The following is a 15,480-nucleotide window of genomic DNA, read 5'->3' on the forward strand; positions in this document are numbered from 1 at the left end:
ATTTTTCAATAAGAATAACAATATTAACATATTTTAGTAATATTGAGATACATCACATATACATAATAATGATATCCCGTCACTTTATCAAGATATCTCGGAAATTTTCTTTGGATGCTTGTTAAATAATGAATTGAATGCTAGAATTAATAATCGTTAATGGAGAGTTGGCAGAGTGGTAATGCACCGGACTCGAAATCCGGCGAACCCGTGTTGAGCGGGCGCGCAGGTTCAAATCCTGTACTCTCCTTTCTTAAGCGGACCTTGTATTAAACAAGGTCCCTTTTTGTTAACTGATTAAAAGAAACACGAGATAAATAACAACGTCAAATATTAACCAGCCAGCAACCCCCTTTATCATTTCCCTTTTCGTGTCTTTTCACACCTCAATGGTGAGATGCTTACCTTCATACAATTTCATTTGCACGCCTCCCAAGCTATTGTAAAATTAAAATACAGAAAGGCAGGTAGTGCAAATGCCTACCCTTAGGTAAATTACCATACTAAATGGAGTTCAAAGCCTAGAATCATGAGATTTACTTTTAAGATGATCTCAATGGTTCTTGGCTTTTCCATTTAAGAGAGTTCATGGCTTACCGATTACGATCAGTTTCGTGGTCGGTTTTTATTTACATTTCTTCTTGTAAATGCCGCAGTGCTTGCGTTGTCACTTGGGAAACATTAATCTTATTTTCTTTTGCCCAATTATTCAATTCTTCTGGAATTGTAATATTCTTTCTGACCGTTTTTCCATATTGATTCAGCCATTTTGCCATATTAATGGTCACCCACATAATTGAGTCATTAGGGCCAAGATGCCACTTTGTTGGATCTTCTACTGTGGGATATTTAGTTCCTGCAATCATCGTTGCAATGGCATCTTCTGCATGTAAAATAGCTTCGGTCATGGTTTTCCCATCTGTCACCATCCCCTTAATATTGGGTGAGGATACGCCGTAATAATGCCCACTTTCATCGTTACATTCCGTTAAAATAACCGGATAGATTAAAATTTGTTTTTGCATTACATTCACCTACTTTATTTTATACACACTTTGTTTTCAAATAAAAATACCCAACCGCATTTCTGCCAATTGGGTATCTCATTTAATTGCTGGATGACGAGGTTGATGAACTAGTGTCAACAATGTTGTAAGTTACTTGCCCATCCTTGACGGCTAACAAAGCTTTACTATTATCATTTGGTGACATTAATTGTAGGGTGTATCCGTCACCAATTGATTTCTGAATACTTTGTGACGTCTTCTGTAAGTTGCTGGTTAAATTTGGCCAACCAATCTGGTCCGCATAACTCGTATCACTTTCAAGAGCACTCAGCGCATTTGTGATATCATCACCTGACGGCGTAATAGTATAGGTCTTCGTCTTGCTATCATATGAAACCGTCCCTAACTTGGTAAAGTTCTTTTGCAATTGACCAAGAATATAGGAAGCTTTCGCACTCTGATTAGCAGTTGTTGAACTCGATAACAAACTACTAGATGACATTAAGGAACTGGCACTGGCCGACTGACTAGCACTTGAACTAGTCTTTTGATGCCAATAAGGTAAATTAATGGTTCCATAAATGACGCCCGCCAGTGATAAGACGACGATAAAGGTCGCTAGTTTCCATTGTCGGTATTGCTGCCACGAGTTAACCAGATAAAAGATCCCCAAAATTAACACGATCGCCGCAATTACTACTAAAATTATCATTTGTCTCACCTTTCAAAATCATCTTTTATCATTGTCTATCATTTAACCCTTAGATACAATAGATTTGTACAATAATTTATTAAGGAGTCTCATTATGCGTATTTATCTTGCTGGTCCTTTCTTCAGTCCAGAACAAATTGCCCGGATTGAAATTATTGAAACGGCCCTTCGCCAAAACTCCACGGTCGAAGATTTCTTTAGTCCCCGCCTTGGCGAAGATGGTGGCGAATTTCCGATGGGATCACCCGAGTGGGCCAACAAAGTCTTTCATCTTGGCGTTTCTGAAATTGATCGTGCTGACGCCTTGGTAGTCGTTGCTGACTATGTTAATGACAATATGGATTCGGGAACGGCCTTTGAAGTAGGTTATGCTTACAGCCATCAAAAACCTATCGTAGTCGTTCATGAATTACCCGAACCCCTTAACCTAATGATTGGGCAAGCCTTACAGTGCTACTTAACTGATGGTCATGAAGTTGCTAACTTAGATTTTAACAACCTTCCCTATCAACCATATACTGGAAAAACCTTTTAAAAATGAGGGTGGAAAGAAATGCTCATTAACATTTCTTCCCACCCTCATTTTTTCCCAGCTTTTTTCTAATCAACCGATTTTAAAGCTTCTAGCATATCAACATCTCGAATTTTCCGATGCATGATAAAGGCTAAACCTAGGGTAATCAAGCACGGAATTATGGTTGAGATCAGGAAATTCAAGGGATACATACTATCATCAAACATCGCATTGTCGGGTGGTAAATTGATCATGATGAAGGCATGTAAGCCATAACCAAAGAGATAGCCAAATAGGATCCCTAAAGTCGTTAAAATAATCGTTTCCCGATAAATATACATCGTAACTTCCCGATCAAAGAAACCTAATACCTTGATCGTTGACAATTCCCGAATCCGCTCGGAAACATTAATATTCGTCAAATTATACAAGACCACCATGGCCAGAATTGTCGCAATCGCAATCAATACCACAATCACGGTATTCAAACCATTGATGACATTCGCAATTAGCTGTTGATTTTCCAAATTTAAGGAAGTCGTTGTGACTGCACCAGTCCTTATAAATGATTGGGCCACTTTCTTCACCTGCTTGGAAGAATTATGTTTTAAGGTCACCAATTGCGCATTGGTTTGATAATTAGTCTTAAATGACTGTTCATATGCTGACCGGCTCATAAAGAGATAGTGACCCATATACATTTGTGCAATCCCCATCACTTTGAAATGATGACTTTGACCATTGGCGTCTTTTAAGCTAACTTGACTCCCCTTTTTTGCCTTCAACAGGTCTGCCATCTTTTGGGTTAGGATTACCCCATTTTTAGGTAAAGATAATTCTTGCCCACTTGGGGATAGTAAGTTCACAAACTTGTTAAAGTGCTTTTGATTAGCCGGCACAATCACGGTAATGGTTTGGGTACTTTGATCACTTCCGGCTATCTTATTAAACTGTTGCGTATAAATTGCCTGATGGCGACGCACTTTATCGCTATTCAATAGCTTCTGGTAGCTTTGACTTTCTGTCTCGATTGGCGCAGCTTTTTGCGCCACAATCAGATCGTATTTGATGATCGTCTCATACTGCTTACTGATAATTCCAGATAAAGAATCCCGGATCCCAATTCCCATTACCAGTAAACCAACACAACCCGCTACCCCAAAAATCGTCATTAAGGCACGCGATTTGTAACGGAATAAATTCCGAAAAGTAACCTTATAATTAAAGGATAAATGACGCCATAATGGAGTGAAACGTTCCAAGAGGATCTTACTACCGGCCTTGGGAGGTTTAGGCAAGAGTAAGCTCGCTGGATGTTCTTGATAGTCTTTGCGTAAAGCATACAAGGCCGCCAAAGTCGTGGAACAAAGGGCAACGGCAATCACAATTAGTAAATAGGTCCACGAAAAATGCAATTGTAAACCTGAAATCGTCGAACTAGCTGCATACGCTTTAAAAACAATTTGCGGCAAGATTGTAAAACCGCCAATTGCCCCCAGTAGCACCCCAATGCCACTTGACATAATACTATAGAGGATAAATTTTAATGAAATATCCCGGTGACTGTAACCCAGGGCACTAAAGGTCCCAATTGTGATCCGTTCCTCTTCGACAAAGCGCATCATGGTTGTCAGAGAAACCAAGGCCGCGATAATAAATAAGAAGACCGGAAAGACATTAGCTAAGACATCTACCCGCCGTGAGTTGGAGCGATAGACGCTATAACCCGGAAAACTGGACCGGGTTGAGACGGTATAGCTAGGATAACCGAGATTCTTAAGGTTATTTTCAGTACTGGTTAATTGAGCTTGGGCTTGGCTTAGTTGGGTCTGCAAAGCTGGATTAGCACTAGCGGCTTGTTCCAGCTGAGTCACTTGATTTTGGGCAGTCGTAATTTGTGACTGATAATTCTGATATTTTGGGGCCCGTAATTTATTTAAGGCCGTCTGTAACTGCGTCTTTTTGTCATCCGTATATTCATTGTATCGATCCGAATAGGCATTCATCCGCTTGGTAGCACGATAAGTAACGCGGGCAATATTATAGTTGGTCGCATTAAAGGCATTTTTGGTCGTAACCGCAATTCCAGATAATTGACCAGTTCCGACATTGGTCTGACCATAATCCGTTCGACTAACGTATTCACTCGATTTGACAAATCCCACAACCTTAAATTTTTGATTTTTTAATTCCGTTGTGTGGCCTAAATTAATCGTTTGCCCTAATTTATATTTTCCCTGCAAGGAAGTAGATAAAGCAATCTCATTGGCCTTCGTGGGCCGTTTTCCTGACACCAATTGATACTTTGAGATTTGTTTAGTGTTTGAATAGACCCGAATACTGGTTTGCGAATGATTAATAGCGGCATCTTGATAATAGCCAAAGGTCACCTGACGAACGCCAACTTGATCTTTAATCGTTTGTTGATCAGTCTGATCTAGACCATATGTAGAAGTCACCGTTACATCAGCCAGATTATTTTGTTTAAAAAAATCTAAGGCCGTTTGGCGCATGTCCGGACCAGTAATCTTTAAACCAATAAAAGCAAAGGTCCCCAAGAGCATTAAAAGACTAATAGCGATAAAGCGTCCAAATGATCTGGGAATGGCTTGCCAGGCATCTTTCCATAAAATCTGTTTTGACATCTTAGCCACCTACCATTCCAAACTTGCAATATCTGCGGGGTGATCCTGACGATCAATTTGCTTAACTTGTCCATCATGAATATGAATAACTTGATCACCAATTGGTGCCAAGGCCGCATTATGAGTCACAATAATCACCGTGGAGCCATCTTTACGACTCATATCCTGTAAGATTTGAACCACCTGTTTCCCAGTTTCATAATCTAGAGCTCCAGTTGGTTCATCACACAAAAGGAGTTTGGGCTTTTTGGCAATCGCCCGGGCAATCGCAACCCGCTGTTGTTCCCCACCCGAAAGTTGGGCTGGAAAATTCCCTGTCCGGTCGGCTAAACCAACACTGGCTAAAGCTTGCTCGGCATCCATGGAATCTTTCACAATTTGTGAGGCCAATTCGACATTTTCTTTTGCGGTTAAATTAGGAACCAAATTATAGAATTGGAAAACAAAACCGACGTCGTTTCGCCGATAAGCCGTTAACTCTTTCCGACTATATTGGGCGATGTCATGACCATCGATCATCACTTGTCCACTAGTATTGGTATCCATCCCTCCTAAGATGTTTAAAAGGGTTGATTTCCCGGCCCCCGACGAACCCAAGATAATGACCAACTGTCCTTTTTCGATCTCAAATGATATATCATGGTTGGCATCCACCGTTGTTTCCCCGGATGGATAGGTTTTGGTATTATGCTTCACTTCAATATAAGCCATCTTTTTCTCCTTAGATAAACACCTGTTGAATTAACAACTATATTGTAATATACGATTTTTAGGTATACAATCACCAATAATTAACAAGTGTCGATTTAAGGAAATAAAATTATGACTAGCAAACGCAATACTAAAACCAAAGCAAAAATTGAAAGAGCCTTTTTACAATTAATGGAGGACAAAGGCTTTAATCAACTGACCGTTAAAGACATTACTCAATTAGCGCAAATCAACCGGAGTACTTTTTATCTCAATTATGCTGATAAATATGATCTTTTGGCTAAAATTGAGGCAAAGCTATTCCAGAATATCCATCAAATACTTAAACTAGACAAAACTAATTCCTATTTTGATGAGGCTAGCATTCTAGCCGTTTTGAATTATGCTTTAGCAAACCATCGTTTAGTAAAGGTCCTCACTGAAGGTGACCTCGCTTCTCAAGTTGAATCGCTCTTAAAGCAGGAAATTATCGCAATCGTGGAAGAACAACTTCACGTTAATTTCAATCAAGATCCGATAGTAAATTCACCATATGCCCGTGAAATTTTTGCCAGTTCCATCAGTGCAATCATTATTTTATGGATCAAACGCGATTTTCAAGAAAGTGTCGAAGAAATCATGCAAATTCTGGAATCTCTACGTCAGTATTCACTCGGTCAAATTATTAATGAAGGAAAATAAAAAACTAGACAACTGTTTTGCCTAGCATTTTGGTTATATAAACTTTCTACATAAGTAAAAGTCAGCTACTCTTTAATTGACCCATCAGTATAGATTCGGATACTCTTGGCTGTCCCCGTCATGGAGCCATTTTTAAGGGATGATTTGGAGATCGCCTTTACAAAGTAATACTGATTATCAATTAAATAGCCATTATTATCGGACAAACAAACCCATTGCCAGTCCCCATTATTATCACCGTAAACCGCTTTAGCTAAGGCGACTGCTTCATCGGCACTATTGATAGCATTCTTCGTGCTCGTGGAAGTAGCCGCTGTTTGATGGTGATCTGATAAGTATTTGTCTAAATCAAGTTGTCCATTAACTTTCGTAAAGGTTTCCGTATTCCAACTACTATCTCCGCTAATGGTCAAAGTCTGACCGCTTAGTCTCCCCGTCAAAACACTCGTCACGTCAGCATCTTGCAGATTAATGGCATAAGTACCATCCGAATTCTGGTGCCAAGTTAACTGATCATCTGTATCAGCATTGACTGGATCTGCAAAGACATAACGCCCCGTTCCATCAGAATTTAAGGTAATGGCCGCTTTATCGGCATCATCCTGATAGGAACCAACAAGCTGATTTTGCGCATTTGAACTGGAATTTGTGACTTGTGAAGCTGAACTCGACGATTTAGTCGACGAGGTATTGTTAGTTTGATTCTTTCCGAATTGACAACCAGCCAAGCTAAGAATAACGAGGATGCTACCAAGCCCCACCATGATTTTCTTCTTGTTCATGTTAACTACTCCCCGTAACAGGACTAACGGCTAATAATTAATTGTTGGGGCTGCAGCCTGATCATACGAAACAGTATCACCATTATTCCAGGTAATATCCCCATTATAACGAACGAAAGCTGTACCAGGCTCGTCTTCACGACTAACCAAAAACCCGCCGGTAGTTGGAACCGCATGATAAATACCTGGATTAACATGCATCGAATGGGTGATGAGATTAGCAGCATCTTGAGCTGTTTGAATAGGATCATCACTAGCAGGTTGATTTTCATTACTAGAAGAAGAACTAGCAATCGAACTACTTTGACTACTTTCAGATGTACTAGTCGAAGTAGCCAGACTGGAACTCAGACGCCGATTTTCCGCCTTCAGAGAGGAATTTTCTTTTTCCGTTGAATTGTTCTCCGACTTTTTTGTACAACCAGCAACACTAATTACACACAAGAAGATAGCGCACAGTAATATCCCCTTATTTTTCATTCTTTAATCCCCCAATTTAACCGAATATCAAATCAGCTTATTCCCCAGAAAATTCCATCAAAGCTTTGACATCATAGTCCTTTAGTCGTTCCATCCCATGAAGATCCTTTAGATCAACCAAGAAGGCACAGCCAACCACGATGCCCCCCATTTGTTCGACCAAATCGATCGTGGCTAAAATCGTGCCCCCAGTAGCTAATAAGTCATCCACCACTAATACCTTTTGGCCTGGCTTAATGGCATCATGCTCCATTTGTAAGGTCGCACTACCGTATTCCAGATCATAGGTTGCACTCACGGCTGGTCGTGGTAACTTACCTTTTTTCCGCGCTGGTGCAAAACCAACTCCTAAATCATAAGCGATTGGGCAACCCACGATAAAGCCACGAGCTTCAGGACCAACCACCATTTCTACGCCCCGTTCGCGTGCAAATTGGGCTAATTCTGCCGTAGCTTGTTTAAATGCTTCCCCGTTCGCCATTAAGGGTAAAATATCCCGAAAGACAATCCCCTTTTCTGGAAAATCAGGAATACTTTCTACATGATCATAAAGATTAACTGTCATTTGTTCTCCTCTAACTTATCACCCAACCAAGCCGAAATTTGTTGTCGTAGGCTGGTGGTGGGAACCGTTAATAATGTGTTTTGCACCTTCAACCATTGTTGACGGCGTTGGTACCGTTGGGTCTTGGTTAAATCCACCGATTTGACATTTTTCACTGACTTCAACAAACCATTGTCTATTATAACAAATCCCGCTTCAATAAACACTTGGATCATAAAGATTAATTGGTCGTTCGTGACCCTTAGATACTGTCCTAAAGCTGGTAATTGCGTGCGACTATCAATTACCGGCTGACTTTGCATCGCCTGATAAAGGCGAATAAAATGCTGGCGATCAGGTACTTGGTCAACTGGTTGGTGACTGGTGTACAGCCATAAATCAACGACTGCTACCATCCCCACTTGATTAATTACCTCAGCGAATTGATCAATGTCCGTGGGACAATCAACGATAATAAGGCGTTGTTCTTGCATACCAAGCTCGCTAATTGTTTGTGGACTGATGACCGGGCCGTTGGTATGGCCATAAATATTGGCCCGTAATTGATCATTAAATACTAGGTAGACGGCAGCTTGTTGAAACATTTGTGGCGCTAGTTGATTGGTCCGATGATCTTCAATCATGATGCCCGTCGTCTCAGCATCCTTAAACATTAGTTGCGCTGTCGTCTGACCTTTCCACCGATTTAAGGAGAGACACCCCACGAGATTAGCCGTTGAGCCGACAGTCATTTCACTGGCTAATTGTGGTTGGTTAAAGGCAAGCACATTGATGGGCGGTTGATTGGTAAGGGTTAACTTCACGTGTTGGCGTTCTTCGCCAATCAGAATAGCCTGACTGATTTCAGCATTAGTAATTTCAATGATCGGTTCTTCATTGCCGGGTCCAAAAGGAGCTAAGCGATGAATTTGCTCATACATCTCCGCCGTGACCTGACTCGGCCTAAGTTGACCCGCAATCTCTAATGATGGCTGCTGACTTGCATCAAAAGCTTGTTTCTGAGCGGCTGCTTCTAAGGCTTGCGCGAGGTCCGTAGTTTGATCGACATCAAATGATAGACCACAAGCCATGGTGTGGCCCCCAAAGGAGGTCATTAGGTCTCGATGGTCATCCAAGGCCTGAAAAAGATCAAAACCTGCAACACCCCGACCGGAACCTTTGGCTAAAGTGCCATCCTCGTTAGTACTAGCAATAATGGTTGGCTTCCCCGTGACCTGCACAATATGACTGGCCACAATTCCCAGCACCCCTTGATGCCAGTCTTTCCCCACCAACAACAACGTTTGTCGATCACGATTAGGAGCTGCTTGGGCCATCTTTTCCGCGGCGAGATTGATCGCTTTCACCAAGGCTTGCCGCTCTTGGTTGGCTTGGTCAACCTGTTGAGCAAGCTCCTTGGCAACCTCCTCATCAAAGGTGGTTAATAATTCCACCCCGGTAGCGGCATCCCCCATTCGTCCTAGGGCGTTCAGCCGGGGTGCAATCTGAAAACCGACGTCTTGATCCGTCAAATGTTCTTCGTCCGCATTGGTCAGCTTAATTAATTCATGCAAGCCTGTCCGCATCCCTGAGCGTAATTGCTGAAGTCCAAAGGTAATTAAGGAACGATTCTCCCCTTGGACTGACACTAGATCAGCCAATTCACCAATCGCCACTAAGTCTAATAATTCATAGGGAAATTCGCCTAAGAGGGCCCAGGCCATTTTAAAGGCAACTCCCACCCCAGATAAATCGGCGTAAGGATATTCATCTCCGGGATACTGAGGATGCACAATCGCCGTCGCTGCAGGTAACTGGGCTGGCAAAGAGTGGTGGTCGGTAATGACGACCTCAATGCCTTGGCGATTAGCGTAGTCAATCGCTTCATTCCCAGAAATCCCATTATCAACCGTCAAAATCAGCTGCGTCCCTTGCTCAATCAACCGTTGATAAACCGCCTGATTTGGTCCATAACCATCGGTAAACCGATTCGGAATATAATAATCAACCTTCGCCCCTATATCACGCAAGGTTTCATACATCAGGGCCGTACTAGTCAAACCATCGGCATCGTAATCGCCATAAACGGTAATCTGCCAATCTTGACTAATCGCCGCTTCAATTTTTTCCACGGCTGCTTCAATGCCGTGTAATTCTTCTGGACCGTGTAAGTCTTGTAATTGGGGTTTTAAAAAATGTTGGGCTTTTTCTAATGAGTCACATCCCCGCTCCACCAATAATTGGGCTAAAAAGCTAGGGATCTGACACTGTTCTTGAATGGTCTGAACTAAGTCTGTTTGGTCACTTGATAATTGATGCCATTGATACTTTGCTTTCCGCATCTGATTCACCTAAATTTTCCTGGTAATAATTAGCCTCCCGAAAATCAAATGACTTTCGAGAGGTTTTAAATTGCTTATAATTTCCACTTATCTTGCTGGTAATTGAAGAGCCGCTTAATCCACCAGTCACCAAGGCCAGGAATTAAATTGTAAACCCAACTTAAAGCCGTCGTATAAGCGGGAACATTAATTTCACGAGTTTTGTGACCAACATTATCCCAGACCTGACTAGCCAATTGTTCTGGTTCGATCTGGAGTTGCTCAGGTAACATGGCTAAATAATTACCGGTTGGATCCGCCTTTTGGAAAAACTCCGTCTTAACTGGGCCTGGATTAACCGTTAAGACCTGCACTCCATAGTCAGCTACTTCCATCCGCAAGATATTATCAAATTGGACAATTCCAGCCTTTGTCGCAGAATAGACCCCACTGTGCGGTGTCGGAATCTTCCCAGCTAAAGAAGCAATATTAATAATTGCTCCATAGCCTTGATCCATCATTTGCTTAGCCACCTTTCGACTTAAATACATGGTAGCGAGTAAGTTAACTTGGACCATTTTACTCATTGAAGTATATTTTTGCTTGACCACCGCAACCATATCACCCAGCCCAGCGCTATTAACAAGAACATCAATCGCGCCGACTTCATGCTGAATAATCGTTAAAACCCGATCTACTGCATCAGGATCGGTCACGTCTAATTGATAATGAAATGATGGACGACCTGATAAGATCATACAACGTTTCGCAACTAATTCTAGTTTCTCAACATTACGGGCACACACGACCACAATGGCACCACGACGAGCTGCTTCATTCGCTAATGCTTCACCAATTCCCTGCGATCCACCAGTAATTAAGACCACCTTATTTTTTAATGATCGTAATGACTTCAAGCGTCGTAACATATTCTTCATTATCCATCACCGCCTTACTTAAATGGAATTTCAATTTCTTCAAAATCTTTGACTACCCGCGTATTCGGGAAAATATTTTGAACTTGGTAAGCTAACTGATTCGCCGCCTTCCCCACATAACGCGCTGAAATGTGATTTAACAATAAGCGCCCTACATGTGCTTGCTTGGCCACCGTTGCTGCTTGGGCACTGGTAGAATGATAGTAATTATGGGCCATCCGTTGCTCATTTTTGGCAAAGGTCCCTTCATGAACTAAAACGTCCGCATTTTGAGCTAATTTAACAGAATTTTCATTTACCCGGGTATCTGGGATGATCGCAACAATCCGTCCTTTTTGGGGCGCCCCGATAAAGTCCTGTCCGTTAATCTGACGACCATCCGGCAAGGTAACAGTTTGACCCGCCTTAATTTGGCCATAGATTGGCCCCGCCGGAATCGCTAATTCTCGTAGTTTTTCCACTTGTAATTCGCCCGGATGATCAGCTTCCACGATCCGATAACCGAAACAAGCAATTTTGTGATCCATCCGCCGAGCCTCAACTTGGAAAGTTTGATCTTTAAAAATTTCGCCGTCTTGTTTAATTTCGACATATTCAATCGGGTACGAAAGTCGAGTTTCACTAATCTGCAGGGCCGTTTCGACAAAGGTCTTAATTCCCACCGGTCCATAAATGGTTAATGGTTCATCGCCCCCCTGAAAAGATCGTGAACTCAAAAGTCCCGGTAAGCCAAAAATATGATCACCATGCAAATGCGTAATAAAGATCTTTTCAATCTTTCGTGGTCGAATCGTGGTATGTAAGATTTGATGCTGGGTGGCTTCACCCACATCAAATAACCACACGGCATTCCGTTCTTCTAATAACTTTAAAGCCAGACTGGAAACGTTGCGTTGCTTACTTGGCGATCCTGCTCCAGTCCCTAAAAATTCTAGTTGCATCGATATCCTGCTTTCACTTACTGAATAAACTCAAAGACAAAGTCTTCAATCCGAACTAAATCGCCACTTTGAATTCCCCGTTCACGAAGGGCTTCATCGACGCCCATTCCTCGTAATTGGCGAGCAAAGCGCATTTGGCTTTCCTCGTGATCTAAATTGGTCATGGCGAAGAGACGTTCTAACTTCGCCCCACCAAGAACCCAAGTACCATCGTCATCCCGACTAATCGTAAAGGATGGTTCTTGGTCTTCACTTGGCGCCGTATATTCAACGACCATTTGTTCATCATGACTATTACTATCAAATTCTGGAGTAACTTCGAGCAAGTTAGCTGTAGTTTGCATTAATTCTTGCACTCCCGCATGCGTCACAGCAGAAATTGCAAAAACTTCTGGCTGTTGGGCTAAGGTGTCGTCAGTTGCCAGCATGGTTTCAAACCGTTTTAGATTCTCAGACGCATCTGGTAAATCCATCTTCGTGGCCACCACAATTTGCGGCCGCTTTAATAATTCTGGGTCATAAGTCGCCAATTCGTGATTAATGGCATGGTAGCGTTCAATCGCTTGATCTGGATCTTGACTCCCCATATCAACTAGGTGCAATAAGACTCGGGTCCGCTCGATATGGCGTAAGAATTGCAGCCCTAGCCCCACTCCTTTGGAGGCACCATCAATCAATCCAGGCATATCTGCCATGGCAAAATCTCGCCCATCAGGCAACATGACCATGCCCAGATTTGGCACTAAAGTCGTAAATTCATATGCCGCAATTTTAGGTTTTGCCCCCGTAACGACGGATAAGAGGGTTGATTTCCCAACGGACGGGAAACCAATCAGGCCAACATCCGCCAGCATTTTCAACTCTAATTCAATTTCACGGCTTTCCCCTGGTTCCCCATTTTCGGCAATTTCTGGAGCAGGATTTTTGGCGGTAGCAAATCGCATATTCCCGCGACCACCTCGACCACCTTTGGCAATTACCAATTCTTGCCCCGACTCAACCAGGTCACCAATTAACTGCCCCGTGGTCAGATCACGAACCGTTGTCCCTTGGGGAACGGCAATCACCGTGTCTTGAGCATTAGCTCCTGTCATCTGCTTACTCATGCCATTCTGACCGTTTTTGGCCTTGAAAATGCGGTGATAGCGAAAGTCCATTAGAGTGCGTAATCCTTCATCAACTTTTAAAATGATACTGCCACCACGACCACCATCACCACCAGCCGGTCCCCCATTAGGAACATATTTTTCCCGTCGAAAGGCTACCATACCGTTGCCACCGCGGCCCGCGTGAACCTCAATTTTAATTTGATCAACAAAAGTTGGCATTTATTTACTCCGTTCTTTTTATAATAACTCTAGTATATGAGATTCTCTCAGCGGCGTCAAAATCAGTCATGACTACTTTCTTTTGCCACCTCGGCTTGCTTTTGCAAACTTACCTTAATCAATTGTGCCGTGGCATGATTGATTCCCAAGGACTGGATATCTTCGACAGTTGCTTGAGCGATCTTATTAATCGATCCATATTCTTTCATCAGTTTATTCCGTGTTCGTGGGCCGACCCCTTTAATTTCATCTAATCGCGAACTCAAAGAATGTTTAGTGCGCACGTTGCGATGAAAATTAATCGCAAACCGGTGAACTTCATCTTGAATTCGTTGCACCAAATAAAAGCCTTGACTACGTGGGTCTAAATTAATGTGGTGATCATCATCACCAAATAACAGGTCTGCCGTCTTATGCTTATCATTTTTAACCATACCTACGACCGGAATATCGAGATCCAATTCATTCTCAAGGACATCGCGCGCCGCATTCATCTGGATTTCGCCCCCATCCATCATGATGAGATCTGGCATGGTTTCACCCTCTTTTAACAATCGAGTATAGCGACGGCGAATTACCTCTTTGGTAGAAGCCGTTTCATCAGCATGGTCGATGACCGTCGTTAATTTGTACTTCCGATATAATTTCTTGGCGGGTTCACCATTCACAAAGACAACCATGGCCGATACCGGATCTGATCCTTGAATATGGGAATGATCAAAGGCTTCAATCTTATGACCTGCTGGCAAACCTAAGGCATCGGTAATTTCTTTCATGGCTCCTGTAGTCTTTTGCGAATCCATTCCTAATAAGCGGAATTTTTCATCCAGGGAAATCTTAGCGTTATCCAAAGCCATATTCATGAGATCTCGGTTTTTCCCCCGTTGCGGCGTCCGCACCGGAATTCCTAAAATTTCACTAATTTCTTTGGTTGGTAGCGTCGCTGGTAATAACAACTCCTTCGGTAATAATTGGTTCTTTTGTTGATAGAACTGAAGGATAAACGCAGTCATCTCATCTTCAGCATCATCGACCACCGGAAACAATCTTTTGACTCGTTTCATTAACCGAGATTGCCGAACAAAGAAGATTTGTAGACTTAACCAGCCTTTATCAAGATAAAAGTTAATAATATCCCGCGGTGTTTTATCATTGGAGATAATCTTTTGCTTTTCCACTGTGACCTGAATGTAGTGGATCAAATCCCGGATTTCAGCGGCCCGTTCAAATTCTAGATTCGCCGAAGCTGTCTGCATCTGCGTTTCTAAATCTTTCTTAACCGCTGCGGTATTGCCATTTAAAAATGACTTAATCTTCTTGATTTGCGCATCGTATTCCGCTTGTGGAACCTCACGGAAACACCCGCCTAAGCATTGCCCCATATGATAATACAAACACGGGCGACCTTGATGACCATGGCACCGCTTTAAAGGATAGACTTTCCACAAGAAATGTAAGGTTTCTTGGGCAGCATACACATTAGGATACGGGCCAAAATAGTATGCCCCATCATTTAATATTTGCGAGGTGATCTTTAATTCCGGATCCTTACCACTGGTGATCTTTAGGTAGGGGTAACCAGAACCATTTTTCAATAAAATATTGAAATATGGTTTATGCTTTTGAATTAAAGTCACTTCAAGCAGGAATGATTCCTTATTAGTTGCCGTAATAATCGTCTCAAAATCGGCAACCTCACTGACCATTTTCGCCACCTTGCCATCATGATGACTTTTAAAATAGGAACGCACCCGATTTTTCAGATTTTTAGCTTTTCCAACATAGATAATCTGGCCATTGATGTTTTTCATTAGATAACACCCGGGACGATCAGGTAACAAAGCCAGTTTATGTTCGAGATATTCTGAAGCCATCG

The 15,480-nt window shown here is 42.3% G+C and carries 14 protein-coding genes and 1 tRNA gene; 3 read left to right on the top strand and 12 right to left on the bottom strand.

The genetic code is table 11. From position 1 onward, the window contains the following. Positions 1 to 161: 161 nt before the first annotated feature. Positions 162 to 250: transfer RNA gene (locus tag PS3_RS09000), tRNA-Ser, on the top strand. 379 nt (positions 251 to 629) lie between these two features. Here the strand turns inward: PS3_RS09000 and PS3_RS09005 are convergent. Together PS3_RS09005 and PS3_RS09010 are read right to left on the bottom strand one after the other, a co-directional pair. Beyond that, positions 630 to 1,025 (bottom strand): type II toxin-antitoxin system HicB family antitoxin, encoded by a 396-nt coding sequence (locus tag PS3_RS09005; protein ID WP_040468803.1) that lies wholly within the window; start codon positions 1,023 to 1,025, stop codon positions 630 to 632. Between the two features lie 82 nt (positions 1,026 to 1,107). Continuing rightward, positions 1,108 to 1,719: a hypothetical protein gene (locus PS3_RS09010; protein WP_007122758.1), complete on the bottom strand. Its 612-nt coding sequence runs from the start codon at positions 1,717 to 1,719 to the stop codon at positions 1,108 to 1,110. Positions 1,720 to 1,813: 94 nt separating this feature from the next. Between PS3_RS09010 and PS3_RS09015 the strand changes: the two genes are divergently transcribed. Beyond that, complete coding sequence (locus PS3_RS09015) at positions 1,814 to 2,254, top strand: nucleoside 2-deoxyribosyltransferase (RefSeq protein ID WP_007122759.1); 441 nt, start codon at positions 1,814 to 1,816, stop codon at positions 2,252 to 2,254. 65 nt (positions 2,255 to 2,319) lie between these two features. Here PS3_RS09015 and PS3_RS09020 read toward each other — a convergent pair whose 3' ends face one another. Both PS3_RS09020 and PS3_RS09025 read right to left on the bottom strand, forming a co-directional pair. Further along, positions 2,320 to 4,878, bottom strand: coding sequence for an ABC transporter permease (locus PS3_RS09020; RefSeq protein ID WP_007122760.1), 2,559 nt, complete (start codon positions 4,876 to 4,878; stop codon positions 2,320 to 2,322). Positions 4,879 to 4,887: 9 nt separating this feature from the next. Then, a complete protein-coding gene (locus PS3_RS09025; RefSeq protein WP_007122761.1) occupies positions 4,888 to 5,589 on the bottom strand; it encodes an ABC transporter ATP-binding protein in 702 nt (233 codons plus the stop codon). Positions 5,590 to 5,700: 111 nt separating this feature from the next. Between PS3_RS09025 and PS3_RS09030 the strand changes: the two genes are divergently transcribed. Continuing rightward, positions 5,701 to 6,270 carry a TetR/AcrR family transcriptional regulator gene (locus PS3_RS09030; RefSeq protein WP_007122762.1) on the top strand — a complete coding sequence of 190 codons (570 nt, stop codon included), beginning with the start codon at positions 5,701 to 5,703 and terminating at the stop codon, positions 6,268 to 6,270. A gap of 65 nt (positions 6,271 to 6,335) precedes the next feature. On the opposite strand, the gene PS3_RS10015 is transcribed toward PS3_RS09030, so the two are convergent. The 8 genes from PS3_RS10015 to uvrC form a co-directional block, all read right to left on the bottom strand. After that, positions 6,336 to 7,052 carry a lipocalin/fatty acid-binding family protein gene (locus PS3_RS10015; RefSeq protein ID WP_050950916.1) on the bottom strand — a complete coding sequence of 239 codons (717 nt, stop codon included), beginning with the start codon at positions 7,050 to 7,052 and terminating at the stop codon, positions 6,336 to 6,338. Between the two features lie 30 nt (positions 7,053 to 7,082). Then, positions 7,083 to 7,532: a hypothetical protein gene (locus tag PS3_RS09040; RefSeq protein WP_040468804.1), complete on the bottom strand. Its 450-nt coding sequence runs from the start codon at positions 7,530 to 7,532 to the stop codon at positions 7,083 to 7,085. Positions 7,533 to 7,569: 37 nt separating this feature from the next. Then, entirely contained in the window at positions 7,570 to 8,097 is a 528-nt protein-coding gene (locus tag PS3_RS09045; RefSeq protein ID WP_007122763.1) for an adenine phosphoribosyltransferase, read from the bottom strand. Then, positions 8,094 to 10,418: a single-stranded-DNA-specific exonuclease RecJ gene (gene recJ / locus PS3_RS09050; protein ID WP_007122764.1), complete on the bottom strand. Its 2,325-nt coding sequence runs from the start codon at positions 10,416 to 10,418 to the stop codon at positions 8,094 to 8,096. Before recJ ends, PS3_RS09045 begins: the two co-directional genes overlap by 4 nt. Before the next feature lie 74 nt (positions 10,419 to 10,492). Beyond that, positions 10,493 to 11,326, bottom strand: a complete 834-nt coding sequence (locus PS3_RS09055; RefSeq protein WP_007122765.1) for an SDR family NAD(P)-dependent oxidoreductase — start codon at positions 11,324 to 11,326, stop codon at positions 10,493 to 10,495. A gap of 23 nt (positions 11,327 to 11,349) precedes the next feature. Next, positions 11,350 to 12,276 carry a ribonuclease Z gene (gene rnz / locus PS3_RS09060; RefSeq protein ID WP_007122766.1) on the bottom strand — a complete coding sequence of 309 codons (927 nt, stop codon included), beginning with the start codon at positions 12,274 to 12,276 and terminating at the stop codon, positions 11,350 to 11,352. Positions 12,277 to 12,293: 17 nt separating this feature from the next. Further along, positions 12,294 to 13,604: a GTPase ObgE gene (gene obgE / locus PS3_RS09065; protein WP_007122767.1), complete on the bottom strand. Its 1,311-nt coding sequence runs from the start codon at positions 13,602 to 13,604 to the stop codon at positions 12,294 to 12,296. 62 nt (positions 13,605 to 13,666) lie between these two features. After that, on the bottom strand, positions 13,667 to 15,478 hold the full coding sequence (uvrC, locus tag PS3_RS09070; protein ID WP_007122768.1) for an excinuclease ABC subunit UvrC: 1,812 nt from the start codon (positions 15,476 to 15,478) through the stop codon (positions 13,667 to 13,669). Positions 15,479 to 15,480 lie beyond the last annotated feature (2 nt).

This window comes from Limosilactobacillus gastricus PS3 (assembly GCF_000247775.1).
In the GTDB taxonomy this organism is placed as follows: Bacteria; Bacillota; Bacilli; order Lactobacillales; family Lactobacillaceae; genus Limosilactobacillus; species Limosilactobacillus gastricus_A.

What these genes read in the sequence shown, in the direction of transcription:
- PS3_RS09030 (WP_007122762.1), top strand. Translation starts at nt 5,701, where the DNA reads ATGACTAGCAAACGCAATACTAAAACCAAAGCAAAAATTGAAAGAGCC.
- rnz (WP_007122766.1), bottom strand. Translation starts at nt 12,276, where the DNA reads ATGCAACTAGAATTTTTAGGGACTGGAGCAGGATCGCCAAGTAAGCAA.
- PS3_RS09020 (WP_007122760.1), bottom strand. Translation starts at nt 4,878, where the DNA reads ATGTCAAAACAGATTTTATGGAAAGATGCCTGGCAAGCCATTCCCAGA.
- PS3_RS09040 (WP_040468804.1), bottom strand. Translation starts at nt 7,532, where the DNA reads ATGAAAAATAAGGGGATATTACTGTGCGCTATCTTCTTGTGTGTAATT.
- PS3_RS09055 (WP_007122765.1), bottom strand. Translation starts at nt 11,326, where the DNA reads ATGTTACGACGCTTGAAGTCATTACGATCATTAAAAAATAAGGTGGTC.
- obgE (WP_007122767.1), bottom strand. Translation starts at nt 13,604, where the DNA reads ATGCCAACTTTTGTTGATCAAATTAAAATTGAGGTTCACGCGGGCCGC.
- uvrC (WP_007122768.1), bottom strand. Translation starts at nt 15,478, where the DNA reads ATGGCTTCAGAATATCTCGAACATAAACTGGCTTTGTTACCTGATCGT.
- PS3_RS10015 (WP_050950916.1), bottom strand. Translation starts at nt 7,052, where the DNA reads ATGAACAAGAAGAAAATCATGGTGGGGCTTGGTAGCATCCTCGTTATT.
- recJ (WP_007122764.1), bottom strand. Translation starts at nt 10,418, where the DNA reads ATGCGGAAAGCAAAGTATCAATGGCATCAATTATCAAGTGACCAAACA.
- PS3_RS09005 (WP_040468803.1), bottom strand. Translation starts at nt 1,025, where the DNA reads ATGCAAAAACAAATTTTAATCTATCCGGTTATTTTAACGGAATGTAAC.
- PS3_RS09045 (WP_007122763.1), bottom strand. Translation starts at nt 8,097, where the DNA reads ATGACAGTTAATCTTTATGATCATGTAGAAAGTATTCCTGATTTTCCA.
- PS3_RS09015 (WP_007122759.1), top strand. Translation starts at nt 1,814, where the DNA reads ATGCGTATTTATCTTGCTGGTCCTTTCTTCAGTCCAGAACAAATTGCC.
- PS3_RS09010 (WP_007122758.1), bottom strand. Translation starts at nt 1,719, where the DNA reads ATGATAATTTTAGTAGTAATTGCGGCGATCGTGTTAATTTTGGGGATC.
- PS3_RS09025 (WP_007122761.1), bottom strand. Translation starts at nt 5,589, where the DNA reads ATGGCTTATATTGAAGTGAAGCATAATACCAAAACCTATCCATCCGGG.